The sequence below is a fragment of the Streptomyces sp. NPDC111516 genome (assembly GCF_055635345.1).
On sequence record NZ_JBVKBV010000015.1, the window covers coordinates 60,657 to 84,773 of the forward strand.

Annotated in this window: 28 protein-coding genes; 9 read left to right on the forward strand and 19 right to left on the reverse strand. The window is 70.0% G+C overall.

Annotated features, from left to right (window positions below; genetic code table 11):
- The first annotated feature begins 23 nt into the window (after positions 1-23).
- A complete protein-coding gene (locus tag ACZ7L9_RS25385) occupies positions 24-1,322 on the forward strand; it encodes an MFS transporter (RefSeq protein WP_471418457.1) in 1,299 nt (432 codons plus the stop codon).
- Here ACZ7L9_RS25385 and ACZ7L9_RS25390 read toward each other — a convergent pair.
- The 4 genes from ACZ7L9_RS25390 to ACZ7L9_RS25405 form a co-directional block, all read right to left on the reverse strand.
- Complete coding sequence (locus ACZ7L9_RS25390) at positions 1,284-2,129, reverse strand: spermidine synthase (protein WP_471418459.1); 846 nt, start codon at positions 2,127-2,129, stop codon at positions 1,284-1,286. The two genes, ACZ7L9_RS25385 and ACZ7L9_RS25390, sit on opposite strands and share 39 nt — an antisense overlap.
- A 22-nt stretch (positions 2,130-2,151) precedes the next feature.
- Entirely contained in the window at positions 2,152-2,997 is an 846-nt protein-coding gene (locus ACZ7L9_RS25395; RefSeq protein WP_471418461.1) for a patatin-like phospholipase family protein, read from the reverse strand.
- Positions 2,998-3,071: 74 nt separating this feature from the next.
- The gene (gene tuf, locus ACZ7L9_RS25400) at positions 3,072-4,241 is read right to left on the reverse strand and encodes an elongation factor Tu (RefSeq protein WP_471418463.1); all 1,170 of its coding nucleotides are present in this window, start codon (positions 4,239-4,241) and stop codon (positions 3,072-3,074) included.
- A gap of 92 nt (positions 4,242-4,333) precedes the next feature.
- On the reverse strand, positions 4,334-4,489 hold the full coding sequence (locus ACZ7L9_RS25405; RefSeq protein WP_471418466.1) for a hypothetical protein: 156 nt from the start codon (positions 4,487-4,489) through the stop codon (positions 4,334-4,336).
- A 184-nt stretch (positions 4,490-4,673) separates the two neighbouring features.
- Between ACZ7L9_RS25405 and ACZ7L9_RS25410 the strand changes: the two genes are divergently transcribed.
- Together ACZ7L9_RS25410 and ACZ7L9_RS25415 are read left to right on the forward strand one after the other, a co-directional pair.
- Entirely contained in the window at positions 4,674-5,387 is a 714-nt protein-coding gene (locus ACZ7L9_RS25410; protein WP_471418468.1) for a TVP38/TMEM64 family protein, read from the forward strand.
- A 228-nt stretch (positions 5,388-5,615) separates the two neighbouring features.
- Entirely contained in the window at positions 5,616-6,488 is an 873-nt protein-coding gene (locus tag ACZ7L9_RS25415) for an undecaprenyl-diphosphate phosphatase (RefSeq protein WP_471418469.1), read from the forward strand.
- Here the strand turns inward: ACZ7L9_RS25415 and ACZ7L9_RS25420 are convergent.
- Positions 6,400-6,936 (reverse strand): HNH endonuclease, encoded by a 537-nt coding sequence (locus ACZ7L9_RS25420; protein WP_471418471.1) that lies wholly within the window; start codon positions 6,934-6,936, stop codon positions 6,400-6,402. The two genes, ACZ7L9_RS25415 and ACZ7L9_RS25420, sit on opposite strands and share 89 nt — an antisense overlap.
- Between ACZ7L9_RS25420 and ACZ7L9_RS25425 the strand changes: the two genes are divergently transcribed.
- The 3 genes from ACZ7L9_RS25425 (at position 6,817) to lnt (ending at position 9,961) form a co-directional block, all read left to right on the forward strand.
- On the forward strand, positions 6,817-7,680 hold the full coding sequence (locus tag ACZ7L9_RS25425) for a universal stress protein (protein WP_471418474.1): 864 nt from the start codon (positions 6,817-6,819) through the stop codon (positions 7,678-7,680). The genes ACZ7L9_RS25420 and ACZ7L9_RS25425 overlap by 120 nt on opposite strands.
- A gap of 68 nt (positions 7,681-7,748) precedes the next feature.
- Positions 7,749-8,246 carry a nuclear transport factor 2 family protein gene (locus ACZ7L9_RS25430; RefSeq protein WP_471418476.1) on the forward strand — a complete coding sequence of 166 codons (498 nt, stop codon included), beginning with the start codon at positions 7,749-7,751 and terminating at the stop codon, positions 8,244-8,246.
- A gap of 92 nt (positions 8,247-8,338) precedes the next feature.
- Positions 8,339-9,961, forward strand: a complete 1,623-nt coding sequence (gene lnt / locus ACZ7L9_RS25435) for an apolipoprotein N-acyltransferase (protein WP_471418478.1) — start codon at positions 8,339-8,341, stop codon at positions 9,959-9,961.
- Between the two features lie 30 nt (positions 9,962-9,991).
- Here the strand turns inward: lnt and ACZ7L9_RS25440 are convergent, their stop codons facing one another.
- The 3 genes from ACZ7L9_RS25440 to ACZ7L9_RS25450 form a co-directional block, all read right to left on the reverse strand.
- Positions 9,992-10,339 carry a hypothetical protein gene (locus ACZ7L9_RS25440; RefSeq protein ID WP_471418480.1) on the reverse strand — a complete coding sequence of 116 codons (348 nt, stop codon included), beginning with the start codon at positions 10,337-10,339 and terminating at the stop codon, positions 9,992-9,994.
- Between the two features lie 145 nt (positions 10,340-10,484).
- Entirely contained in the window at positions 10,485-11,384 is a 900-nt protein-coding gene (locus ACZ7L9_RS25445; RefSeq protein ID WP_471418482.1) for a Gfo/Idh/MocA family protein, read from the reverse strand.
- Positions 11,385-11,471: 87 nt separating this feature from the next.
- A complete protein-coding gene (locus ACZ7L9_RS25450) occupies positions 11,472-12,683 on the reverse strand; it encodes an FAD-dependent monooxygenase (protein WP_471418484.1) in 1,212 nt (403 codons plus the stop codon).
- Positions 12,684-12,767: 84 nt separating this feature from the next.
- Here ACZ7L9_RS25450 and ACZ7L9_RS25455 point away from each other — a divergent pair, with 84 nt between their 5' ends.
- Positions 12,768-13,385 carry a TetR/AcrR family transcriptional regulator gene (locus ACZ7L9_RS25455; protein WP_471418486.1) on the forward strand — a complete coding sequence of 206 codons (618 nt, stop codon included), beginning with the start codon at positions 12,768-12,770 and terminating at the stop codon, positions 13,383-13,385.
- A gap of 75 nt (positions 13,386-13,460) precedes the next feature.
- The gene (locus tag ACZ7L9_RS25460) at positions 13,461-13,904 is read left to right on the forward strand and encodes a hypothetical protein (RefSeq protein ID WP_471418489.1); all 444 of its coding nucleotides are present in this window, start codon (positions 13,461-13,463) and stop codon (positions 13,902-13,904) included.
- Between the two features lie 144 nt (positions 13,905-14,048).
- Here the strand turns inward: ACZ7L9_RS25460 and ACZ7L9_RS25465 are convergent, their stop codons facing one another.
- The 11 genes from ACZ7L9_RS25465 to ACZ7L9_RS25515 all read right to left on the reverse strand — a co-directional run bounded on the left by ACZ7L9_RS25465 (position 14,049) and on the right by ACZ7L9_RS25515 (position 22,241).
- Entirely contained in the window at positions 14,049-14,534 is a 486-nt protein-coding gene (locus tag ACZ7L9_RS25465; protein ID WP_471418491.1) for a hypothetical protein, read from the reverse strand.
- Between the two features lie 149 nt (positions 14,535-14,683).
- The gene (locus ACZ7L9_RS25470; RefSeq protein WP_471418493.1) at positions 14,684-15,367 is read right to left on the reverse strand and encodes a uracil-DNA glycosylase; all 684 of its coding nucleotides are present in this window, start codon (positions 15,365-15,367) and stop codon (positions 14,684-14,686) included.
- A gap of 87 nt (positions 15,368-15,454) precedes the next feature.
- Complete coding sequence (locus ACZ7L9_RS25475; protein WP_471418495.1) at positions 15,455-17,035, reverse strand: ABC transporter substrate-binding protein; 1,581 nt, start codon at positions 17,033-17,035, stop codon at positions 15,455-15,457.
- 118 nt (positions 17,036-17,153) lie between these two features.
- The gene (locus tag ACZ7L9_RS25480) at positions 17,154-17,909 is read right to left on the reverse strand and encodes an SDR family oxidoreductase (RefSeq protein WP_471418497.1); all 756 of its coding nucleotides are present in this window, start codon (positions 17,907-17,909) and stop codon (positions 17,154-17,156) included.
- Between the two features lie 20 nt (positions 17,910-17,929).
- Positions 17,930-18,691 carry a 3-oxoacyl-ACP reductase FabG gene (gene fabG / locus ACZ7L9_RS25485; RefSeq protein WP_471418499.1) on the reverse strand — a complete coding sequence of 254 codons (762 nt, stop codon included), beginning with the start codon at positions 18,689-18,691 and terminating at the stop codon, positions 17,930-17,932.
- A gap of 236 nt (positions 18,692-18,927) precedes the next feature.
- Positions 18,928-19,311 carry a DUF3037 domain-containing protein gene (locus ACZ7L9_RS25490; RefSeq protein ID WP_471418501.1) on the reverse strand — a complete coding sequence of 128 codons (384 nt, stop codon included), beginning with the start codon at positions 19,309-19,311 and terminating at the stop codon, positions 18,928-18,930.
- Positions 19,308-20,165, reverse strand: a complete 858-nt coding sequence (locus ACZ7L9_RS25495; protein ID WP_471418503.1) for a HipA family kinase — start codon at positions 20,163-20,165, stop codon at positions 19,308-19,310. The genes ACZ7L9_RS25490 and ACZ7L9_RS25495 overlap by 4 nt, the downstream gene beginning before the upstream one ends.
- Positions 20,166-20,241: 76 nt before the next feature.
- Positions 20,242-20,439 carry an integrase gene (locus tag ACZ7L9_RS25500; protein ID WP_471418505.1) on the reverse strand — a complete coding sequence of 66 codons (198 nt, stop codon included), beginning with the start codon at positions 20,437-20,439 and terminating at the stop codon, positions 20,242-20,244.
- The gene (locus tag ACZ7L9_RS25505; protein WP_471418507.1) at positions 20,412-21,368 is read right to left on the reverse strand and encodes a tyrosine-type recombinase/integrase; all 957 of its coding nucleotides are present in this window, start codon (positions 21,366-21,368) and stop codon (positions 20,412-20,414) included. Before ACZ7L9_RS25505 ends, ACZ7L9_RS25500 begins: the two co-directional genes overlap by 28 nt.
- Before the next feature lie 194 nt (positions 21,369-21,562).
- Positions 21,563-21,913 carry a helix-turn-helix transcriptional regulator gene (locus ACZ7L9_RS25510; RefSeq protein ID WP_471418510.1) on the reverse strand — a complete coding sequence of 117 codons (351 nt, stop codon included), beginning with the start codon at positions 21,911-21,913 and terminating at the stop codon, positions 21,563-21,565.
- A 145-nt stretch (positions 21,914-22,058) separates the two neighbouring features.
- Positions 22,059-22,241: a winged helix-turn-helix transcriptional regulator gene (locus tag ACZ7L9_RS25515; protein WP_471418691.1), complete on the reverse strand. Its 183-nt coding sequence runs from the start codon at positions 22,239-22,241 to the stop codon at positions 22,059-22,061.
- A gap of 512 nt (positions 22,242-22,753) precedes the next feature.
- On the opposite strand from ACZ7L9_RS25515, the gene ACZ7L9_RS25520 reads away from it, so the two are divergent.
- A complete protein-coding gene (locus tag ACZ7L9_RS25520) occupies positions 22,754-24,058 on the forward strand; it encodes a hypothetical protein (RefSeq protein WP_471418512.1) in 1,305 nt (434 codons plus the stop codon).
- Positions 24,059-24,117: the final 59 nt, after the last annotated feature.

Here is a 24,117-nt window from a genome sequence, read left to right on the forward strand (position 1 = left end):
GCCGCGGCGGCGATAGTCCCTTGGTGACTGCCGCTCCCGCTTCCCCCGTGCGCCGCTCCGGCCGCAACTATCGTCTGCTGACCGCCGCCGCGATCATCACGGGTCTGGGTACCCATGGCGCGCTGATCGCGGCGGCGTTCGCGGTTCTGGAGGCGGGCGGTGACGGCGGCGACGTCGGGCTGGTGGCCGCCGCCAGGGCCGCGCCGCTGGTGCTCTTCCTGCTGATCGGCGGGGCGGTCGCCGACCGGTTGCCGCGCCACCGGGTGATGGTCGCGGCGAATGCCCTCAACTGCGTCTCGCAGGCCGCCTTCGCCTGGCTGGTCCTGGCCGGTGATCCGAAGCTGTGGCAGATGATGCTGCTCACCGCGTTGTGCGGCACCGGGCAGGCGTTCTTCAACCCGGCGGCCGAGGGCATGCTGATGTCGAGCGTCAGCCGTGAGCAGGCGAGCCGTGCCTTCGCCCTCTTCCGGATGGCCATGCAGGGCGCGACGATCGGCGGTGCGGCGCTCGGCGGCGCGATGATCGCCGCGATGGACCCGGGGTGGGTGCTGGCCATCGATGCCGCGTCCTTCGCGTTGGCGGGTGCGCTGCGCGCCTTCCTGGACGTCAGCCACATTCCGTCGCGCGCGCCGGGCGGTGGTCTGCTCGCCGATCTGCGGGACGGCTGGCAGGAGTTCGTCGGCCGTCCCTGGCTGTGGAGCATCGTGGCGCAGTTCTCGGTGGTGGTCGCCGCGGTGGGGGCCGCCGAGTCGGTGTACGGGCCGCTGGTCGCCCGGGACGAGCTCGGTGGCGCCCGCCCCTGGGGCTTCGCGCTCGCCGCGTTCGGGGCCGGCACGCTGGGCGGGGCGTTCCTGATGACGCGTTGGAGGCCCCGGCGGATGCTGCTGGCCGGGACCCTCTGTGTCTTCCCGCTGGCGCTGCCGTCGGCGGGGCTCGCGGTGCCGTTGCCGGTGGCGGGGCTCTGCGGGCTGATGTTCGTCAGCGGCGTCGCCATCGAGGTGTTCGGGGTCTCCTGGATGACGGCCATGCATCAGGAGATCCCGGAGGAGAAGCTGTCGCGGGTCTCGGCGTACGACTGGTTCGGCTCGGTGGCGATGATGCCGGTCGCCACCGCGCTCGCCGGTCCGGTGGAGGCCCTGGTCGGGCGTGGTCCGGCCCTGTGGGGCTGCGCCGCACTGATCGTGCTGGTCACCGGCGCCGTGCTGTTCGTACCCGAGGTACGCAATCTGACCCGCACCACCCTCACGACCGAGGTCGTGACGGCCGAGGCCCGGGCGTCGGCCTCAGCCGATGCCGAAGGCTCCGTCGGGCGGCTCGGGTGAGGCGACCGCCTCGCTGTCCCCGACCGGCCGGGCGGCTCCGACGAACCGGTCCAGCGCGGGGCCGTACGCGACCCTGGCGGGGAAGGCGTCGGCGGCGCAGCGACGGGTCAGTGCCGCGGTGTCGACGGGGAGCAGGGACGCGACGACGACGACGTTGCCGAAGCGCCGGCCGCGCAGCACCGCGGGTTCGGCGATCAGCGCGAGCTCCTCGAAGACGGCCGCGAAGGTGGCAAGTTGGGAGCGGAGGAACCCGAAGGGCGCGCCGTCGGCGAGGTTGGCGGCGTAGATCCCGCCGTCGCGGAGCGCCCGTCGGGCGGCCTGCGCGTACTCGACGGTGGTGAGGTGGGCGGGCACCCGGGAGCCACCGAAGACGTCCGCGATCAGGAGGTCTACGGAGCCGGGCCGGGTCTGTTCCAGCCGACTGCGGGCGTCCGTGCCGTGCACGGTGATCCCGCTGCCTTCGGGGACCGGCAGGTGCTCGGCGACCAGGGCGAGGAGCCCGAGGTCGGCCTCGGCGACGTCCTGGCGCGAGCCGGGCCTGGCCGCGGCGACGTAGCGGGGCAGGGTGAGCGCACCGCCGCCGAGGTGGAGTACGTCCAGCGGTGCGCCCGGTGCCGCCGCGCAGTCCACGACGTGGGCGAGCCGTCGCGCGTACTCGAATTCGAGGTGGTCCGGCGCGTCGAGGTCGACGTACGACTGGGGCGCGCCGTCGACGGTGAGCAGCCAGGCCCGGTCCCGGTCCACGTCGGGCAGGAGTCTGGCGGTGCCCTGGTCCACGTCCCGGATGACAGGTATCGGCTCGTTCACTCCCCCATTGTGGGGTGCCGGATCAGCTGTTCACGACCGCGGCGACGGCTTCGGCGTGCGCCACCGCCTGGGCGAGCCCGGCGCGGGCCGCCGCGGCCCGGTGGCCCGGGTCGAGGGGGTTGTGGCCGAACGCCTTCTTCGCCGCCGCGTCCGGGGTGATGACCTCGACGCGGGCGCCCTTCGCGGCGAGTTCGGCCGCCTGTGAGCGCGGCGACGCGATGGCCTTGTTGCCACTGGCCGTCGGCGCGATGACGACGACGCGTCCGTAGCCCGCGGCGAGATGGGCGTTTGCCGGGGAGTGCACCCCGCCGTCGATCCAGGGCCGTCCCCCGACGGTGGCGACCGGCCAGACGGCCGGGACGGCGCAGCTCGCGGTGACGGCGTCGACGAGGGGCACCTCGCTGTCCTTGTCGAACGTGTGGAGTTCGCCGGTGGTCGCGTCGACCGCGGTGACGCGCAGGGGCCGCTCGGGCCAGTCGGTCGTCGGTAGGCGTTCGGCGATCGCCGCGCGCCGTTCTTCCGCGGTGACACCGAGGCGTGCGCCCTGCGCGATCCCGGCCAGCTTCCGGCCGTATGCCTCGGGGGTACGGGCGGTCAGTACGGCCCCCGCGTAGCGCAGGAGCGTGAGTGCGCCGAGCTTGCCGCCGGTCATGTCCTGCGGGTCGGCGAGCTGGAGTTCGTACAGTTCCGGAAGGCCGAGCAGCCCTGAGGCCAGCTGCGCGCCGACCACCGCGCCCGCCGAGCTGCCGATGATCAGGTCGGCATCGGTGAGGTCCGCACCCGCCTGTGCGAGTCCGTACAGAATTCCCGTTTCCCAGGCGCTGCCGGTGACGCCGCCGGCACCGAGCACCAGTGCTGTTTCTGTCATGCCGTCAGTCTTGCGCAAGCCGTCGGGCCCGCCTCCCGCGGGGTACGGGAAGCGGGCCCTTGGTGCGGCACGCGTCAGAGCAGTCCGGTGACGGTGCCCGCGCCGACGGTGCGGCCGCCCTCGCGGATCGCGAAGCCGAGTCCGGTCTCCAGCGGGACGTCACGGCCCAGTTCGACGGTCAGGTCGACCGTGTCGCCGGGGCGCGCCACCGCCACCGCGCCGAGGTCGACGTCTCCGACGACGTCCGCGGTGCGGATGTAGAACTGCGGCCGGTAGCCGGTGGTGACCGGCGTGGTCCGGCCGCCCTCCCGCGCCGACAGGACGTACACCTGCGCGGTGAAGCGGCGGCTCGGCGTCACGCTGCCTGGCGCCGCGACCACATGGCCGCGGCGGACCCGGTCGCGCTCCACGCCGCGCAGCAGCAGGGCCACGTTGTCGCCGGCCTCCGCGGACTCCATCGGCTTCCCGAAGGTCTCCAGGCCGGTGACGACCGTCTCGATGTCCGGTCCCAGCACCGACACCCGGTCGCCGACCCGCACGGTGCCCCGCTCGACGGCTCCGGTGACGACGGTGCCCCGGCCGGTGATGGTCAGGACGTTCTCCACCGACAGCAGGAACGGCGCGTCGGTGTAGCGGACCGGCATCGGCACGTACGTGTCGACGGCGTCCAGCAACGCCTCGACGGCCGCGGTCCAGCGCGGGTCGCCCTCCAGAGCCTTGAGGCCCGACACGCGTACGACGGGGACGGAGTCACCGCCGTAGCCGTGCGCGGAGAGCAGCTCGCGGACCTCCAGCTCGACCAGGTCGGTCAGCTCGGGGTCGCCCGCGTCGGCCTTGTTGAGGGCCACGACGATGTGGTCGACACCCACCTGCCGGGCGAGCAGGACGTGCTCGGCGGTCTGCGGCATGATCCCGTCGAGCGCGGAGACGACGAGGATCGCCCCGTCGAGCTGGGCGGCGCCGGTAACCATGTTCTTGATGTAGTCGGCGTGGCCCGGCATGTCGACATGGGCGTAGTGGCGGGTGTCGGTCTCGTACTCGACGTGCGCGATGTTGATGGTGATGCCGCGCTGCGTCTCCTCCGGCGCCCGGTCGATCCGGTCGAACGGGACGAACGTGCCGGTTCCCCGGTCGCTGAGGACCTTGGTGATGGCAGCGGTCAGGGTGGTCTTGCCGTGGTCGACGTGGCCCATGGTGCCGATGTTGAGGTGCGGCTTGGTGCGCACGTACGCCGTCTTGGGCATGGCTCATTCCTTGGAATTCGAAGCTGAGAGAGAAGACCCCAGGGCCCCGCCGACCCTCCCCTTACGGGGTCCGCCGGACTGTCGGGGGAGGGTCAGCTTCGGGCGCCGCCGAGGGGCGCCGCAGCAGCGGTGAGTGCTGCCGCGGCGACAAGTGCCGCTGCGATGACGGGGTTCACGGCAGCCTTCGGCGCGTCCGCGACTGCGGACCGCGCTGCGGGAAAGGCGTACCGGAACATGGGTCCGATCATGGCCGAGGGATGTGGCGACGTCGAATGGTTTTCCGGCGGACATGGCGGGCGGGATACAGGAGTTCGGCGTCCGGGCGCCGGCGGGGGCAAGGCGTCCGGCAGGGCGCCGGGAGTGGTACGGGCCGCCCGTACCACACCGTTCGCGATACCGCGATCACCCACGGGCGTCGGTTAGTCTCCCCGCATGCTCGACCCCGTCCCCGCCGCCCGGCCCGCCACCGGTCTCGCCGCGCGCTGCATGAGGGCGCTGCTGTCGCCCTGGTCCCGGTTCTCGCTGCTCGTGGTGGTGCTGCTGGCCGCCGCGGCGGCGATGCTGCTCCTCGAACCCCAGCGGCTGCTCGCCGCCGACTGGCCCGGCCGGCTGAGCGGGGGCGCCGCCGCAGTGGTGCTGTTCGGTGTCGCGTACGGCGCGTGCACCGTGGCCTTCGTACCGCGGCCCCTGCTCAATGTCGCCGCGGGCGCGCTCTTCGGTTCGCAGGCGGGTCTGGCCGCGGCGCTGGCGGGCACGGTCCTCGGCGCGGGCATCTCGTTCGGGCTGGGCCGGGTGCTCGGGCAGGACGCGCTCCGAACGCTGCTGCGCGGGCGCTGGCTCAGGGCGGCGGACGGTCAGCTGAGCCGGCACGGTTTCCGCTCGATGCTGGCGCTGCGGCTGTTCCCCGGTGTCCCGTTCGCGGCGGCCAACTACTGCGCGGCGGTCTCACGCATGGGGTATCCGCCGTTTCTGGCCGCCACCGGGCTCGGCTCGATCCCGAACACCGCGGCGTATGTCGTCGCGGGCAGTGAGGCCTCGTCACCGACATCGCCCGCGTTCCTGGCGGCGATGGGCTTCATCGTGCTGACGGGGCTCGGCGCGGCCGTCGTCGCCTGGCGCAAGCGCCACCGCCTCTCCGCCGAGTGAGCCGTGTGGTCCGGTGCGCGTCGGAGCGGGCAGCAGCGAGGGCGGCACGGGTGCGCGTGAAGCTGTTCATCAAGCTGTTCATCTGAGGGCGGTACCCTGCCCGCGACCGACCGAAGATCTCCGGGCGCGGCACGGCCCTGCCCTCATTCGACCGCAAATCCGCACTTGGCCGACGGCACCCATGACCGTCGGCCGATGCACGATCATTCCCGGGATGGCCAAAGCCCCATGAGCTGGTTCGAATCGTTCGTCCTGGGCCTCGTTCAGGGACTGACCGAGTTCCTGCCGATCTCCTCCAGCGCGCATCTGCGGCTGACCGCTGCGTTCGCCGGCTGGCACGACCCTGGTGCGGCGTTCACCGCCATCACCCAGATCGGCACGGAGGCGGCCGTCCTCATCTACTTCCGCAAGGACATCGTCCGGATCGTCTCTGCCTGGTTCCGCTCGCTGATGGACCGGTCGATGCGCGGCGACCACGACGCCCAGATGGGCTGGCTGGTCATCGTCGGCTCCATCCCCATCGGCGTGCTCGGTGTGACGTTCAAGGACCAGATCGAGGGGCCCTTCCGCGATCTGCGGCTGATCGCCACCACGCTGATCGTCATGGGCATCGTCCTCGGCATCGCCGACCGCCTCGCCGCCCGTGACGAGGCAGGGGGCAGGCACCGGGCCAGCAAGGAGCGCAAGACTCTCAGGGAACTCGGCGTCAAGGACGGCCTGATCTTCGGTTTCTGCCAGGCCATGGCGCTGGTCCCCGGTGTCTCCCGCTCCGGCGCCACCATCAGCGGCGGTCTGCTGATGGGGTACACCCGCGAGGCGGCGGCCCGCTACTCCTTCCTCCTGGCGATCCCCGCGGTGCTGGCCTCGGGTGTCTTCGAGCTGAAGGACGCGGGTGAGGGGCATGTGTCGTGGGGGCCGACGATCTTCGCGACGTTCATCGCGTTCGGCGTGGGGTACGCCGTCATCGCGTGGTTCATGAAGTTCATCACGACCAAGAGCTTCATGCCCTTCGTCATCTACCGCGTGCTTCTCGGGATTGCCCTGTTCGCGCTGGTGGCAGCCGGTGTCCTGAGCCCGCACGCCGGTGAGTCGGCGGGTTAGACGAGGGGTTTGAACGGGTTCGTCCAGGTTCTTGATCTGCGGCCCGCCGGGTTCCCATGTGCCGGTCGGTGCCCGCCGAAACCGCGGAACGCCGCGCCTCGGTCCGGTTGCCCCTGCTGCTGTTGCACTTGCGGTGCGCTGAGCGGGCGTTGGCCGTGGCGAGGAGACTGCCGCCACGGCTGAACGGCACAAGGTGGTCGAGGGTGAACCGGACACGAGTCGACCGGTCCGGGCGGCCGGCCTCGGGCAGATGGGGCCGAAAGGCCCTGCCGTACGGCTTGTGCGCGCACCACCCTGGGACACGTACCGCCGGAATCTGGAGGGAATCATGACCACCGCCGACCGTCCCGTGATCGCAGCCGTCGACGGCTCGTCGCACAGCCGCGAGGCACTCGACTGGGCCGCGCGCGAAGCCGTCCGCCGGGGGCTCGCGCTGGTGATCGTGCATGCCCGGACGCCGACCGGGCCGGTCGTCCGGGAGACGCAGTTGCGCGGGGCGGAGGAGCTGCTCACCCGGTCCGTACGGAGGGTGTGCGAGATCGCTCCGGATCTGCACCCGACGACGCTCGCACCCCTGGACTTCCCCGCGGCGGCGCTCACCGCGCTCAGCCGCGACGCGTCGCTGGTGGTCGTCGGCTCGCGCGGTCTGGGCGGTTTCCGGTCCCTGATGCTCGGCTCCAACAGCCTGGCGACCGCCTCGATGGCCAAGTGCCCCGTGGTCGTCATCCACAGCGGACCGTCGGAAGAGGACGAGAGGGAGGCGGCGGAGGCCTACCCCGACATCGTCGCGGGCGTGGCCGCCGACGAGAGCAGTGAAGCGGTGCTGGACTTCGCCTTCGCGACGGCCGCGTCCCGGCCGGGTGCGCGGCTGCGGATCGTGCACGGCTGGACGATGTTCTCCTCGATGCTGTCCGGCGGCCCCGTCTTCGACCGGGACGCGGCGGCGGGCGCGGCCGAGCGCACCCTCGCCGAACTCACCGCGGGCCGGCAGGAGAGGTACCCGCAGGTCGAGGTCGTCAGGGAACCGGTCGGCGGCTCCGCCTCACGCACTCTGGTCACAGCCTCGGCGACCGCGGCGCTGACCGTGATCGGGCGGCGCAAGGGCGGTGAGTCCCTCGGGCTCGGGCTCTCCCCCGTCGCACAGACCACGCTCACGCACGCGCTCGGCCCGGTGGCCGTGGTGCCCTGCTGAGATCGGCGCGACCCGCCCGTGCGTGCACGCCTCTTGGCGTCGCACTCCCGCGGGCAGACACTGACCCGATGACGCAGCGCGTGGATCTCTCGACCGTGATGGACCAGCTGTCCATCGATGCAGTGATCACCGGATATGCGAGGGCGGTGGACGACGGCGCATGGGCGGACTACCGGGCCCTGTTCACCGCGGACGGCCGCGCCGACTACCGCAGCGCGGGCGGCATCGAAGGGCCCGCCGCCGAGGTCGCCCAGTGGCTTGCGGAGACCATGCGGCTCTTCCCCGTACGCCAGCATCTGATCGTGAACCGCCGGCTCGACATCCAGGATCTGGGCGGCTACCCGGGCGACCGCGCCGAGGTGCGGGCCGACTACCTGAACCCGATGCGGCTGGAGGGCACGGCGGGCGGCGCGGGCGGATTCGGTGCGGAAGCGGGCGCGCCGAACTTCGTCTCCGGCGGGCGGTACGCCTTCACCCTCTCGCGTACGGGGAGCGGCTGGGGAATCCGTACCGTGACCGTCGACGAGAAGTGGCGCGGCACAGCGGGCTCGCACGTCGCGGGCTGACCCGGCCCACCGGGTGCTTCCGCTCGCCGGCGCCGGGGAAGAACTGCGGAACGGGAGCCCAGGGGCGACACTGCTGACCAGGGAGGCGCGGCATGCGGATTCCGGCGGGTCGGCGCGAGCGGTGGCAGCGGATTCCGCGGTCCGGAGGGTGGCGCGGCTGCTTCGCCCTGCTCGCCGGTGCGCTGCCCGCGCTCGCCTTCCCCGTCCCTTCCCTGTGGTGGCTCGCCTACGTCGCTCTGGTGCCGTGGCTGCTGCTGATCCGTTCCGCCGGTACGGGGCGCCGGGCGGCGCTCGACGGCTGGCTCGGCGGGATGGGCTATCTGCTCGCCGTGCATCACTGGCTGGTGCCGAGTGTCCATGTGTTCATCGTGATCCTGGCTGCCCTGCTCGGTCTGCTGTGGGCGCCGTGGGGGCTGTTGGTCTTCCGGACGCTGCGCGGGCGGGTGCGCGTCGCATCCGCGGCGGCCGCGGTCGTGGTGGTGCCGTGCGGTTGGCTGATGATCGAGCTGGTCCGCTCCTGGGAGGGGCTCGGCGGTCCCTGGGGGCTGCTCGGCGCGAGCCAGTGGGAGGTGGCCCCGGCGCTCCGGGTGGCATCGGTCGGCGGGGTGTGGCTGGTGAGTCTTCTGCTGGTCGCTGTGAACACCGCCGTGGTCCTGCTGTTCGTGAGCGCGGCCGCCCGGACGGTCGCCGTCGTCTCCGTCGTGACCTGCGCCCTGGCGGTGGGGGCGATGGTCCAGTGGGCGCCGCGCCCCGAGCCGTCGGGCGTGGCCAGGGTCGCCGTCGTGCAGCCGGGTGTGCTCGCGGGTCCCCACAGCGTCGAGCGGCGGCTCGCCGTCAGTGAGCGGCTGACCGCATCGCTGGCGGGACGCGGTCTCGATCTTGTGGTGTGGGGCGAGAGCAGTGTAGGGATGGATCTCTCCCAGCACCCGGACATCACCGCTCGGATCGCGGCCCTGTCGCGTCGGGTGGGCGCGGATGTGCTGGTCAACATGGATGCCCGGCAGACCGACGCATCGGGCCGGACGGGGATCTTCAAGTCCGCGGTGCTGGTGGGTCCGCACGGGCTGACGGGACAGCGGTACGACAAGATGCGCCTGGTGCCGTTCGGGGAGTACGTCCCGGCCCGTTCGGTGCTCGGGTGGGCCACGTCCGTGGGCAAGGCGGCAGGCCAGGACCGGCTGCGCGGCACCCACCCGGTCACGATGTGGCTCCCCGGAGCCGACGGCGGGAAGGGTCTGCGCATCGGGCCGCTGATCTGCTTCGAGTCCGCGTTCCCCGACATGAGCCGGCGGCTGACCCGGGACGGCGCGCAAATTCTGATCGCCCAGTCCTCGACCGCGACGTTCCAGCACAGCTGGGCTCCCGAACAGCACGCCTCGCTCGGGGCACTGCGGGCCGCCGAGAACGGCCGCCCGATGGTGCACGCCACGCTCACCGGCGTCAGTGCGGTGTACGGCCCGCAGGGCGCGCGGATCGGTGCCCCGCTCGGTACGGATACGAGTGGGGCCGCGGTGTTCGACGTACCGCTGGCGTCCGGTACCACCCTCTATGTGCGGCTGGGCGACTGGCCGGTGCACGGGGCGTGGGCGGTGCTGGCCGTGTTCTTCGCGTGCGAGGCGGTGCGGATGCTCAGGAGGCGTGACGGGGGTGGGCCGGGCCGTGCGAGGGGTGCGAACGCCCCGGCGGTCGGCTCACGCGGCGGGCCCGCGGAGTGAGCCAGGGTGGGGAGGGGGCCGGCCGCCGGACTATCCCGGGCCGTTCACGGAGATGATGTGCCCCTGGGCGTCGACGGTGAGCGAGACCCGCTCGACCTTGTTGGTCACGGCCAGCACCAGCCACACCGCGCCCCAGAGAAAGCAGGTGAACACCGTCAGGAGGGCGTGCAGCACATGGTTGAGCGGCCGGCCCCGGACCATGACGACCTGCGTCTCGGACCGCGACTCCACACGCCAGCCGCTCGCGATCCGCTGGTTGACCGCCCAGTCGAGGATCAGACCGCGCTGCATCGCGTCGGGCGGCCGCCCGTCGGCCGAGTAGTAGCCGGGCGGCGGCTGGAGCGCTCCCCAGCCCTTTGGCTCGTCGTGGGGCCTCACGAGGTCACCTCCACGGGCCGGTGGTCCATCTCCTCAGCCTGCACCGGAGCGGGTCCCCACGCATCCCGGATCGGAAGGCCCAGGATGGTGCTGAAGATCCTGGCCGGGCCCCGACCTTCAGCACCCTCCCAGGGCCCGAAAGGCCCTAGGCGCAATCCAGGTCGCGCAGGACGCGCTCGCACAGCTCGTGCGTCTGCAGGGCGTCCCTGGCGCTCAGCACCTTTCCGGCCCGTACGGCGTCCAGGAACGACAGCACGCTCTGCTCGATGCCGCGCTGACGGGCCACCGGAACCCAGTCGCCGCGCCGGCGTACGCTCGGCTGGCCCTTGTGATCGATCACCTCGGCGAGGTTCACGACCTCGCGCTTGGAGTCCTGGCCGGAGACCTCCAGCCGTTCCTCGGTCGAGCCGCTGAGCCGGTTCATCAGGCCGATCGCGGTGAATCCGTCACCGGACAGCTGCAGCACGACATGGTGCATCAGACCGTCACGGATCCTGGCCTGTACGACGGTGTGCTCGATCGGCCCCGGGGCGAGGAAGCGCAGGGTGTCGGCGACATGGATGAAGTCGTCGAGCACCATGGTGCGTGGTTCCTCGGGCAGGCCGACCCGGTTCTTCTGCATGAGGATCAGCTCGCGCGGGTGCTCGGCGCACTGCGCGTATCCGGGCGCGAGCCTGCGGTTGAATCCGACTGCGAGGCTCGCCCCGCGCTCCTCGGCCAGGCTCACCAGCCGCGTGGAATCGGCGAGTTCATAGGCCAGCGGCTTGTCGACGTAGGTGGCGACGCCCGCGTCCAGCAGCCGCCCCACGATCTCCGGATGTACGGCGGTGGGCGCGTGGACGAACGCGGCGTCCAGGCCCTCGGCGAGCAGTGATCCGAGGTCGGTGTGGCGCTGCCCGGACGGGATCCGGTGGGTCTCGGCGACCGCCGTCAGGGTGGCGGGGGTGCGGGTCTGCAGATGCAGTTCGACCCCGGGCAAAGTAGTCAGAACCGGCAGATACGCCTTCTGCGCGATGTCGCCGAGCCCGATGCAGCCGACCTTCACGGGGTTCTCCCTCTCACTGTTCGGCGCCGGCCGGCGCGGCTTTCACCGGTGAGGGTCGCCCGTGAAGCTGTTCGTGCGAGCGGATGTCTACCGCGGTGGCCGGTGCGCGTCCTTCGTCCGGGCAGCATACGTGTGCCCCGGCGGCTGCCAGTCCGCGATGCCGTCGAAGGTGCGCAGGACGAGAGTGGGCCCGAGCCGCGAGACGCCGGCAATCAGGGCATCGCGCAGCAATACGGCCGGGGCGCCGGTCAGGCGCATCAGCCGGGAGGCCTTTGCTGCCTTGCGGACGATGGCCGTTGTGCGGGGCAGCCGGTCGGCGGTGTACCCGGCCAGGGCCGCGCCGAGGTCCCGGTCCGGCGTCACGTGATGGGCGAGCACGATGGCGTCCTCGACCGCCTGGTTGCCGCCCTGGCCGAGGGTGGGGGCCATGGCGTGCGCGGAGTCGCCGACGAGGACGGTGCGGCCCCGGTGGAAGGCGGGCAGGGGGTCGATCAGGTGGTGCACGTCGTTACGGAGCACCTGGCCGGGCTCGGCGGCGGCGATGACGGAGGGGATCGGGTCGTGCCAGCTGCCGAACCGGCGCATCAGCTCCGCCTTCTCGTCGTCGGCGGCATGAGTTCCGGCGGGGGCGACGGCGGCCGCGTAGGCGTAGATCCGGCCGTCCTTGAGCGGCTGGGTACCCCAGAGCGCGCCGCGCCCCCAGGTCTCGTGCGGGGCGAAGAGCCGCCCTGCGTCGGGGACGACGAGGCGCCAGGTGGTGAATCCGGCGTACGAGGGCCCGGGGTGGGCCGGGAAGAGGACATCGCGTACGCCGGACCTGATGCCGTCGGCACCGATCACGAGGTCGGCTTCGATGGTCCCGGACACCGTCCGCACCACGGCGCGCGCACCGCCCGCGACGCCCGGGTCCAGCAGTTCCGCGGCGACGCCGGTGTGGACGGTGGAGTCGGGCAGCCGGGCCACGAGGCTGTCGACGAAGGTGGCCCGGTGCAGCAGGACGAGCGGGCCGCCGAACCGCTCGGTCGCGGCGGCGCTGTTCGTACGGGAGAGCCAGCGGCCGCCCGGGGTGCGCATGCCGCCCTCGCCCTGCCAGGCGGCGAGGGACCTGATCCCGTCGCCGAGGCCGATGACGTCCAGGGCGCGCTGGGAGTTGGGAGCCAGGGCGATACCGGCGCCGACGGGTTCCAGGGAGGCGGCGCGCTCCAGAACGGTGACCCGCCAACCGCTCGTGTGCAGGGCCACCGCTGTGGTGAGGCCTCCGATTCCGCTGCCGATGACGACGGCGTGGGGATGCTTCATCGCTTCTCCTCGAATTCTCGAAACTACACCCGTAGTGACCCATTCACCGTACTACAGATGTAGTGTCGAAGGTAGGTTGACCTCATGGCCACACGCACCACCGGCACCTCTCGGGCCGATCTCATTACCGATGCCGCCCTCGCGCTCCTCGCCGAACGCGGGATGCGCGGGCTGACCCACCGCGCGGTGGACGAGCGCGCCGGACTCCCCCAGGGGTCGACGTCCAATTACGCACGCACCCGGCAGTCCCTGCTGGAGGCGACGGTGCGACGGCTGGCGGAGCGCGAGGCGCGGGTGCTCACCCCCGCGGAACTTCCGGTTCCGGACCCCGCACAGGGACACGGCCCGGAGCCGCTGGTCGCCGGTCTCGCGCTGACCCTGCACCGCTATCTCACCCGCCATCCCGAACTGCTCATCTGCCGCTACGAGCTCGCCCTGGAGGCCACCCGCCGCCCCGAGCTGCGGGAGTTCTTCGACGCGACAGGCCGGCAGTTCCGCGAGCCGCTGATGGCGCTGATGACGGCGGCCGGATCGGCCGAGCCCGAGCGACACAGCCTGTCCCTGGTGGCCTGGTGCGAGGGGCTGATGTTCTCGTGCGCCGCAGGGTCGTACCACCGCTCCGTACCGACGGAGGAGGAACTGCGTACCGGCTTCGCCGAACTGCTGCGCGGGATGCTGGGATCCGCTGGGGCGTTGCGCTGACCGGCGTCACTCGTGCGGGCCAATCCCGGCTTCCCGGCTCACTGAAAGCCGGTTCCGCACAGCAGAGTTAATCAGGTGCAACGAACCAGAATCACCCTGAACCTCCTGTTCGGCGTCGCGGTCACGACGCTGTCCGGCTGTGTGTCCGTGACCCCGCAGCCGGATGTTCCGCCCCGGATCAGCAGCCCTGCCCAGGACCTGGCGCCGCAGATCGCGCGGCCACCCGTCCACGACAGTCTGGAAGCCCTACCGGCCCCCGCGCCGTCCGCCGCCGCGTCCACCCCGGCGGGCGCACCGCCGGACGCCGGCCGCGCCGCGGCCCGCGCACCGCGGCACCGGAACCATCCCGCGGCGGCCCGGCCCCGGCCGCGTCACGCCCCGCCCGCCGTGACCGCTCCCGTCCCGGCCGTACCGACCCCCGTCACCGGAACGGACGTCTGCGCACTGGGACGGGGGTACGGGCACTGGCCCGCGGACAGCCCGCAGTCCCGGATCTGCGAGAACACCTACGGCCACTGAGCCCGGCACGCCAGACCGTCGTCCGGCACAGGCGAAGCAACCACTGAGCCCGGCACTGGAGAGCCAAGCCGTCATCCGATACCGGAACGCCGCTCTCCCGGTGCCGGGGGATGTGAGCGGTGCCCCGCCCGGGCGAGGCACCGCTCACATCCCCCGCAGCCTCAGCTCCAGCCGCACGATCGCCGCCCGGACCCCTCCCCCGTATCCGTCGTCCGACCCGTCCTCCGCGAGCACGCCGGAGGCGGCGTACGCCCGGTCCAGATGGATCCGGGCCGCCTCGGGGCGCTGGAGCTTCACATAGTCCGCCGCGAGGTTGAGATGGAGCGAGGGATAGAACGCCCGCACCGCGAGCGCGTCGGAGTGCTGCGCCGCCAGCTCGTCGGTCAGGCTGTCGGCCGCGGTCAACGCTCGTAGGTCCCAAGCCAGTTCATCACCGGGGTCGTCCTGGGTGTCAGCCATGTAGTGGGCGAGGGTGCACCGGTGCAGGGCGTCACCGTCCTCGCCGATCTCCGACCAGATGCCGCCGAAGCGATTGCGGGCCTCCTCCCGGTCACCGCCGTGCAGGAGCATGATGGCCTGGCCGATCCTGGTCATGACGGCGTCCTTCGACGCCTCCCGCTGCTCCGTCACCGCGGCCTCCCTGTCCCTGTCCACCCGTTCCCGACCGACCGGTCCCGGTCGACGCTAGCCGCAGCCGCGGCCAATCCCGCTGAGGCTCGGGCGGGCGTCCGGGCCTGTCCACCGGGCGCCCTCCACCGGCCCCGGCCCGGACCGCGGCATCAGCCCAGGTCGGGAATGCGCCAGTCGATGGCCTCGTGCCCCTGCGCCGCCACCGCCTCGTTGATCTGCGTGAACGGACGGGAGCCGAAGAACTTCTTGGCGGACAGCGGTGAAGGGTGCGCGCCCTTCACCACCGCGTGGCGCTCCTCGTCGATCAGCGGGAGCTTCTTCTGGGCGTAGTTGCCCCAGAGCACGAAGACCGCCGGATCGGGCCGCGAGGCGACCGCGCGGATCACCGCGTCGGTGAACTTCTCCCAGCCCTTGCCCTTGTGCGAGTTGGCCTCGCCCGCGCGCACCGTCAGCACCGCGTTGAGCAGCAGGACGCCCTGCTGGGCCCAGGGCATCAGATACCCGTTGTCCGGGACGGGCAGACCGAGCTCGTCCTTCATCTCCTTGTAGATGTTCCGCAGGGAGGGCGGCGTCTTCACACCCGGCCGCACGGAGAAGCACAGGCCGTGCCCCTGTCCCTCTCCGTGGTACGGGTCCTGGCCGAGGACGAGGACCTTCACCTTGTCGTAGGGCGTGGCCTCCAGGGCGGCGAACACCTGGTCGCGCGGCGGATAGACCGGCCCCTTGGCCCGCTCCTCCTCGACGAACCCGGTGAGCTCCTTGAAGTAGGGCTTCTGCAGCTCTTCGCCGAGGACGCCGCGCCAGGACTCGGGCAACAGGTCGGTGTCGGTCACGTCTACAACCTCCGGTAGGTAATACGTTCTTCACCCGAGAACCTACCGGGGGCCACTGACAACGGACCTCGCGAGCCCGGCCGGGGCCTACCAGCTGGCCTTGCGGTACAGCTCCCACATCTGCATGACCGTCTGCGGGTCCAGGGCGCGCTCGCCGCCGCCGATGTCCTCGCCCGAAGCGACGTACAGCTTGCCCTGCCACAGCGGCAGCAGTCGCACGTCGTCGACCAGGATCCGCTGGGCCCGTTCGAACTGCTTGCTGACCGCGCCCCGGTCGCTCTCCTTGCGGGTCTGCGGCAGCACCTGCTCGGAGATCTCACGCTTCATGTAGGGCGTCCCGGTGACGCTGTCCTTGCCCACGAAGGGGGCGATGAAGTTGTCCGGGTCCGGGAAGTCCGGGAACCAGCCGCGGCCGAAGACGGGGTACTGGCCCTTGGTGAAGCCCTCCTGGAACTCCTTCCAGGGCTTGCTCTTCAGCGTGATCCGGAACAGTCCGGAGGCTTCCAGCTGACGCTTGAGCTCGTCGAATTCGGGGGCCGTGGAGGAGCCGTACCGGTCGGTCGCGAACCAGAACGTCATCGCGACGGGTTCGGTGATGCCGGCCTTGACGAGGATCTGCTTCGCCTTGGCCTTGTCGGGGTCGCCGTAGGCGTCGAAGAAGCTGGTGGTGTGTCCCCCGATGCCCTTGGGGACCATGGAGTACAGCGGCTCGGCCGTGCCCTGGTAGACCTTGGCGACCAAGGCATCGCGGTCGACGAGCTGGGCGATGGCCCGCCGCACGGCGACGTTCCCGGCAGCCGGATCCCCGGGGTTGAAGACCAGGAACCGGATGTCCGCGCCGACGGTCTCCACGATCTGCAGATCGCTGTTCTTGTCCTCGTTGTCTTCCAGATTGACGACCTCCTCGGCGGTGAGGCCGCGATAGATCGCGTCTATCTCCTTCTTCTTCAACGCGGCGACCACCGGGGCGGATTCCTTGAAGTACCGGATGGTCACAGCGTCGTTCTTACGGTTGGCGAACCCCTTGTAGTCCGGATTCTTCACCAGTTCGGACCGGCTCCCCGGCTTGTACGCATCCAGGAGGTAGGGACCGGATCCGGTGACCTTCCCGTCGTTTCGGATCTTGTGCTTCGCGTAGTCGCTGGGCGCCACCAGCGACATCGCGGGCGTGGCCAGAATGAAGGGGAACGTGGCGTCCGGCTTGGTGAGATGGAAGACGACCATGTCGTCGCCCTTGGTCTCGACCCGGTCCAGCGAGCCGAGCATGCCGGCGGGGCCGCCCTTGACCTTGATGGCCGAGATCCGGTCGATGGAGTACTTCACGGCCTCGGCGTCGAGATTGTCACCATTGGAGAACTTCAGGCCCTTGCGGAGTTTGCACCGGTAGGCCGTACTGGTCGCATCGGTGAACTTGCACCATTCCGCGGCATCGGGCTCGGGGGTGGTACTGCCGGTGGGGAAACTCACCAGGGTCTGGAAGACATTCCGCATCAGTTCCCAGGAGTTGTCCCATGCCGCCGCCGGATCGAGGGTGGAGGGCTCACTGGTCGTACCGACGACGATCTTCTGCTCCACATTCGAGCCGCTGTCGGAAAGAAGTCCGCAGCCGGCCAGCAGGGAAAGGGAAGCAAGGACTGCAGCGGCCTGCAAACTGGCCCGGTAGAACACGTGAACGCTCCTCGATCAGCCATGGGTCGGCAGACCATACCGCAGTGCCCCGTCGGGTCAATCCACAGGCCCGACAGGGCACTTGAGTCAATAAGGTCCAAACCCGCTCAGGCTGTTCTCAGCCCACGCCCGCATTGAGGAACATTCCGCCGTCGACCACCAGGGTCTGTCCCGTGATCCAGTCGCTCTGGCTCGACGTGAGGAACGCGGCGGCGCCGCCGATGTCCTCGGGGACTCCCAGCCGGCCGAGCGGATAGGCCGCGGTGACCTCCGCCTCGCGGCCCTCGTACAGCGCCCGGGCGAACTTCGTCTTCACCACCGCGGGGGCGATCGCATTGACCCGGACGACCGGCGCGAACTCGTGCGCCAGCTGAAGGGTCAGGTTGACCATGGCGGCCTTGCTCATGCCGTACGCGCCGACGAAGGGCGAGGCTGAGATACCGGCGACCGAGGCGATGTTGACGATCGCCCCGCCGTTCTCCTTCTGCCAGGCCTTCCAGGTCTGCTGGGCGAAACCGAGCGCCGAGATCACATTCGTCTCGAAGACCTTGCGGGCGACATCGAGGTCGAGTTCCGCGATCGGGCCGAAGACCGGATTCGTACCGGCGTTGTTGATCAGGAAGTCGACCCGGCCGAACGCCTCCATGGTGCGCTCGACCGCCGCCGCCTGGTGGGCCTCGTCGTGCGCCTTGCCCGCCACGCCGATGACGCGGTCGGAGCCGAGCTGCTCGACGGCCTCCTTGAGAGCGTCCTCGCCACGTCCGGTGATGCACACCCGGTCGCCGCGGGCCACGAGCGCCTCGGCGATGCCGTAGCCGATACCCCGGCTCGCGCCCGTGATCAGCGCCACCTTCCCGCTGTCCTGCACAGTCATGATGTCCATAACCCTTCGGGTCAGTTGAGCGGTCCGCCGGCGACGTACATGACCTGGCCGGAGACGAAGCCGGCCTCGTCGCCCGTGAAGAAGGCGATGGCGTTGGCGATGTCCTCGGGTCGGCCGACACGCTGCACCGGAATCTGGGTGGCGGCGGCGGCCTGGAACTCCTCGAAGCCCATGCCGATCCGGGCCGCGGTCTGCGCGGTCATCTCGGTGACGACGAAGCCGGGGGCGACTGCGTTGGCGGTGATGCCGAACTTGCCGAGCTCCTTGGCGAGCGTCTTGGTGAAGCCCTGCAGCCCGGCCTTGACGGCGGAGTAGTTGGCCTGGCCGCGGTTGCCGAGCGCCGAGGACGAGGAGAGCGAGACGATACGGCCGAACTTGGCGTCCACCATGTGCTTCTGGACGGCCTTGGCCATCAGGAACGCGCCCTTGAGGTGCACGTTCATCACGGTGTCCCAGTCGGACTCGGTCATCTTGAAGAGCAGGTTGTCGCGGAGCACGCCCGCGTTGTTGACGAGGATCGTCGGGGCGCCGAGCTCGGCGGCGACCCGCGCGACCGCGGCTTCCACCTGGGCGCTGTCCGACACATCGCAGCCGACGGCGAGAGCGGTCCCCCCGGCGGCGGTGATCTTCTCGACGGTGTCCTTGCAGGCCGCCTCGTCGAGGTCGAGTACGGCGACGGCGCGGCCCTCGGCCGCCAGGCGTACAGCGGTGGCGGCGCCAATGCCCCGCGCCGCTCCGGTCACGATGGCGACGCGCTGCTCGGTGGTGGACATGCTTGGTTCTCCTCGCCCTTGGATCGGGGCTCAGCGGACGTCGTGGCGCTCCCGGCACGAATCCTTCGCGTGCGCGGAACCTCCCCGATGACTGAGCAACCGCTTAGTACCTTCAGCAGACGAGACGCTAGAAGCCCTGGCACCGGGTGTCAACGGCTCACGGCCGCAGGGGCGCATGTCACACCCGGCGGCGCCGCTGCCGCGGTGGTCACGGGCGGCGCCGCGGGGACGGGGAATCAGCGCACCAGCAGGTCGAGCAGCCGTTCGACCTCGGCTTCCGGGTCGTTCGTGAGGCCACTGTGCACGGGGCTCGGCTGGACGACGGTGGAGCGCGGGGCGATCAGCCAGCGGAAGCGGCGGCCCGCGTCGTCGCGGGCCGCCTGGCCCGCGTCCGTACCACCGCGGCAGACACCCTCGACGGCGCGCAGAGCGGCCCGTACACCGACCACGTCGGCGGTCGGGTCCAGGGCCTTCAACTTGGTCTCGTCGAGATGGGTACGGGCTGCGACGAAACCCCGTGCGCGGCAGTAGACGACCACGCCCGCGTTGAAGAACTCGCCGCGCTGCACCCGTGGCACCACGCGCAGCAGCGCGTACTCGAAGACATCGCGCTCGCTCACCGCTGGCCGTCCTTGTCGTTCTTCTTCTTGGTGGGATGGGGCCACGGGGTGAGGTGCTCCGTGAGCCAGCCGGGGGCCTGGGACGGCTTGGGCTCGGTGGGGCCCTCCAGCGTGATCCGCTCATGAATCGTCGCGGCGCGCGGTAGCAGCGCCTCCACATAGGCGCGGCGCAGCTCGTCCGTGGAGTCGAAGCCGGGCTCGTCCACCAGCCATTCGTCGGGGACGTCGGCCGCGACCTCGGTGAGCAGTTCCTCGGTGACCAGCGGGGCGAGTTCGGCGGCCGCCGCCGCGATATCGGGGGCGAACGGGGCGAGCGCGTGGTCCGAGGCGTTGTACGGCTTGGCCGCGGACGTCTGGGCGCCGGGCCAGTTGTGATGCCAGATCATGGTGGCGCCGTGGTCGATGAGCCACAGGTCGCCGTGCCAGATCAGCATGTTGGGATTGCGCCAGGACCGGTCGACGTTATTGATCAGCGCATCGAACCAGACGACCCGGCCGGCTTCCCGGGAGTCCACCTGATAGGCGAGCGAGTCGAAGCCGATCGATCCGGGCAGGAAATCCATCCCGAGATTGAGCCCGCCGCTGGCCTTCAGGAGCTCCTGCACCTCCTGGTCGGGCTCGGCGAGCCCGATGACCGGGTCGAGCTGGATCTGTACGAGGTCGGGGACGCGAAGGCCGAGCCTGCGGCCGAGCTGTCCGCAGATGACCTCCGCGACCAGCGTCTTGCGGCCCTGTCCGGCGCCGGTGAATTTCATGACATAGGTGCCGAGGTCGTCGGCCTCGACGATCCCCGGGAGCGAGCCCCCCTCACGCAAGGGCGTGACATAGCGGGTCGCTACGACTTCTTCCAACACTTTCCCAGGCCACCTATCTCTTCAGCCTTACAATCCACGGACGACTTCTCCGGGGCGTAGAGGCAGGAATCACCGGTCAACGGCGCTGGGGAGAATCTGGGGAGTTTCGGCTGGCGAGCCGGTCTCCCCGCTCCCCAAGCAGACCGTCGATGGTGCCGCGCCCCTTGCTGCCAGCTTCCGGCATGAAGTGAGCATAGTAACCGAGGGTGATCGCCGGCGAGGAGTGTCCGAGCCACCGAGCCAGGGTCACGACGGACTCTCCGGCTTCCAACATGATCGAGGCGTAGGTGTGCCGAAGCACGTGGAAACCGTCCTTCGGGGCCGCCGCCCACTGCCAGGCTTTCGCCCCTCGGCACGTGGCGGGATGACTCCCGCCTTGGCCAAGGCGGGCTTCCAGGTATAGGTGTTCCATGTGTTCACCGCCACGGCGTTGCCGAAGCGCGTGGTGAGCAACAGGGAGAACTTCTCCCTCTCCCCCTCCGGCTTCCCCCACGGCAGCTCCACCTCTACCGGCGGGAACGCTTCGATGTGACGCTTGAGTTCCTCAGCTACCGAGGGGGGCAGATCCACCGTGCGGATCTTCTTCCCCTTCGGCAGGGCGAAGTACAGCCTTCCGTGAATCGCCTGCACTTGGCGCCGAACGTGAAACATGCCGCGTACATAGTCGACGTCCTCAGGACTCAGCCCGAACACCTCGCCCTGGCGGAGCCCGCACCCCAAGCCGACCACGACAGCGATCCTGTTCCGCTCGTTGATGGCATCGCGGACCCGCAGTGCCGTAGCCATCGACCACGCGTCGCGCCGCTCCCGCGGCGACTTGGGCCACCGCACAGATTTCGCGTGCATAGGGTTGCGCACGAGGCGCTTGTCGTCGACGGCCGCTTCCAGAATGGAGGAAAGCTCGGACAGGATGCCGCGCTGGTAGCCGACCGACAAGACTGTCGACTCCAGCTTGGTTATGAACGCCCGCAGATCCGTTGCGGCGATACTCCTGAGCGGAATCTGCCCCAGGTACGGGACGATATGGAGACGCGTTCTGCGCTCCTGACCGTCCTTGGTTTTCGGAGCACCGCCTCGCCCCGGTGCCCAGTGCGTCGCGATGTAGTCGGCCAGCGTGATGGACCCGTCACGCGGGTCTACGAACTCACCTCGCTCCTCGTCCGTAGCGGCGCGGCGAAGCCACGCCTTGGCGTCCTCCAGCACGTCAAAGGATCGGTCTCGCACCCCAGGCACGCCGGCGACCTTGTACCGCTTACCCCTTACCGTAGCGAGCGGTCTTCTCTCTTCTCCCGGTGACCGGATCCTTCTTCTTTTTGAGCCAACGATCCTCGATATAGCCGGCCAACTTTGTTTCCTTTCAGGAGGGAGCGAAACGGCTCGCGACAACCTTCGAGGCATCAAGCACCGGGGTTACGTCGCTGCGGAGGTGTACGCAGCGGACTCAGAGCAGGGTTGGAGCGGGAGTCTGCGCTTTCCTGCTCATCGACCCAGGCGTCGAGAGCTGTCCGCCGATACATGACTCGGCCACGGGGGCCCAAGCGGAAGCTCGGCGGCCCCTGCCGTCGGTGCCGCCAGACATAAAGCGTGTGCGGTGAAATGCCGAGGTACGCGGCAGCGTCCTTGACGCTGAGGAAGCAGGTCCGTACAGCGCTCGTAGGTTCGGGCACGGTCGGGGGGACGAGCAGTGGTCGTGTAGGCATGGAGCACTTCCTGTGAGGGACGAAGCAAAGCGGGCCCAGGAGGCCCATGTCCGCTACGACTCCACCGCCAAGCACAGTCGGAGGCGAACACCTGAATAGTCCTGACGATCGCCGGTTTGGCTAACCGGCGACGGTCGGCTATGTTGCGCGCGCCGCGTCGGTTGAGATCGGCAGGAGCTCCGGGCAGCCTCGGTCATGAATCCATTCGGTACGAGCGCAGAGCCGGGGCCGCGCCGTCCGCGACAAGCACCAGCAGAGCGCCATCTACGAGGCGGTCAAGATTTCGCGCCGCGAGGCGCTGAGAAATACCCGTTACCCGGGCCACATCCCTATTCGCGACCCCAGAGTGCGTCGCAATATGGGCGAGAATTGCGATGTCGTGGCGGTAGCTTCGCTACAGCAGGTCCTCACCGAATAGGCCAGCCGAACAGACGCACACACAGAGTCCGGTAGAGTCCGCTTACCGGATAGCATAATCAGACAGACAGACCCCCTAAGCAGAAATAGCGCCAGAACGAGAGTCTCGCATGGCTGGAATTTCGGTCTTTCCGACCTTACTCATCGAGCAACCCTCCTCTGACCTGGTGTTTTCCGGGTCGTTGTACGTTGACATGAATCCGCCCGAGGTTCCAGTCTTTTGCAATTGAATGTCGTCTGCCGTGAGCGAATGCCCGCTGTCTCCCAACGGGGAGCCGCCCGCTTTGGGCACAATAAGGGCTTCCCCGTAAACGGGTACCGGAGGGGTCATGGCCGTGTATTCTCCGGTCGCTGTCCGCAAGTGCTGTGGTGTGGGAACCGGAAGGGTTGGTCCAGGGCGGGCCGGAAAGAGGCGCTGGGGCCTCGGGAAAATCCCGCGCCCGCGTCTGCGGGTGCTACATGATGACGGGCATGCACCTTCGTGACGAAGAGATATGGCGGGCGATCGACCAGGGCCTCCGGCCGATCGACTGGGCGGCGTGGTTCGGTAGCCCGGAGGGCGCCGACTACCTCACGACCGCCGGTCATGCCGTGACCGAACGCGCGGTGGCCGGCCTCACCGCCTTCTTCGACAGCCGCTGGCTGCCCAGGGCCGTGAGTCCTTCCTCTGCCTCGGGCCGGACCGGCGACGCTTTCGTGGGTCTAGGTAGGTCCTCCCCGGTGTTGCAGTTCACGAGCGGAGCCGCGCCAGGAGCATGGGTGGAGGCGGTGAGGTGGTGGGCCGCGTACGCCTACCTGGAGAAAGCCCGGATAGGCGGACTGGCCACGGTCAAGCGGGATGCCCGCCAGGACGTCACTCTGTCTCGTTTCTTGCACACCCAAACGCAGGTCCGGCTCGCGCTCATGGGAGCGGCCCGAGGGCTCCCTGTCGAGTTGGAGCCAGCGAAGGACAGCGGTGGCCCCGGGGACGTCCGCATCGACCGCGTCTTCATCGAGGTGTTCACCTTCGCCGAGGACCAGAAGTTCAACGACTACGAGCGCTTCCGGAACGACTGCCGGATGCACCTCTTCGCCCTCGACAGGGGTCGTGAGATCTACTGGGAAGGCAACTTCCCCGAACTCCTCAACGGCGACGACTTCGAGAGCTGGAAGAGGCGGGCCGCGGAGGCCGCCCAGCGGTGTGCGGAATCAGGGGACTCGATCGACGTACTCAGCAACGCCGGAAGGCGACTGACCGTCCACCCCGGCAAGGCGCCCCTGGGAACCATCCTGTCTGGGGACACCGTGGAGAGCGACCAAGGCAGGAGGCTTCTGGGCAAGGTGCGCGGCAAGTGCGTCAAGACGACGGGAGCGGGCACGGCGTGGATCTGGGTCGAGGACCACAGCGGCCTCTTCCACTTCCCGACGCCCTTCGCCGAGATGTCGCTCGCCGCCAAGACCGATGCGCTCGCAGAACTGCTGGAGCCTCTGCTGGCGGAGTACGTCCACGTCGCCGGGATCGTCGTCTCGAACGGCGCCCGGCGATGCTTCCCGCTTCCGCCGAACGAGGATGCGCTTCGCCCCGCCGCGCAGGGCTTCCGCCGGGGCCTGCCTCTCGACAGGGTCCGCGAAACGATCGTGATCCCCAGGCGGATCCTTCTGCCTGAACAGACCGCCCTGATTGCCAGAATGTACGACGCCGAAGCTGATTCGCTCGACTGGGCTCTGGGGGAACTCGGTGTGCCTGGGGGCGTAGCGTCGCTGGTGGCCCGGCCTTCGACGCCGCAGCTACAGTAGCCCGAGCAGCGGCAGCCGCCGTAGCTGAAGCAGCTGAGCCTGGCTGCTTCAGCTACGGG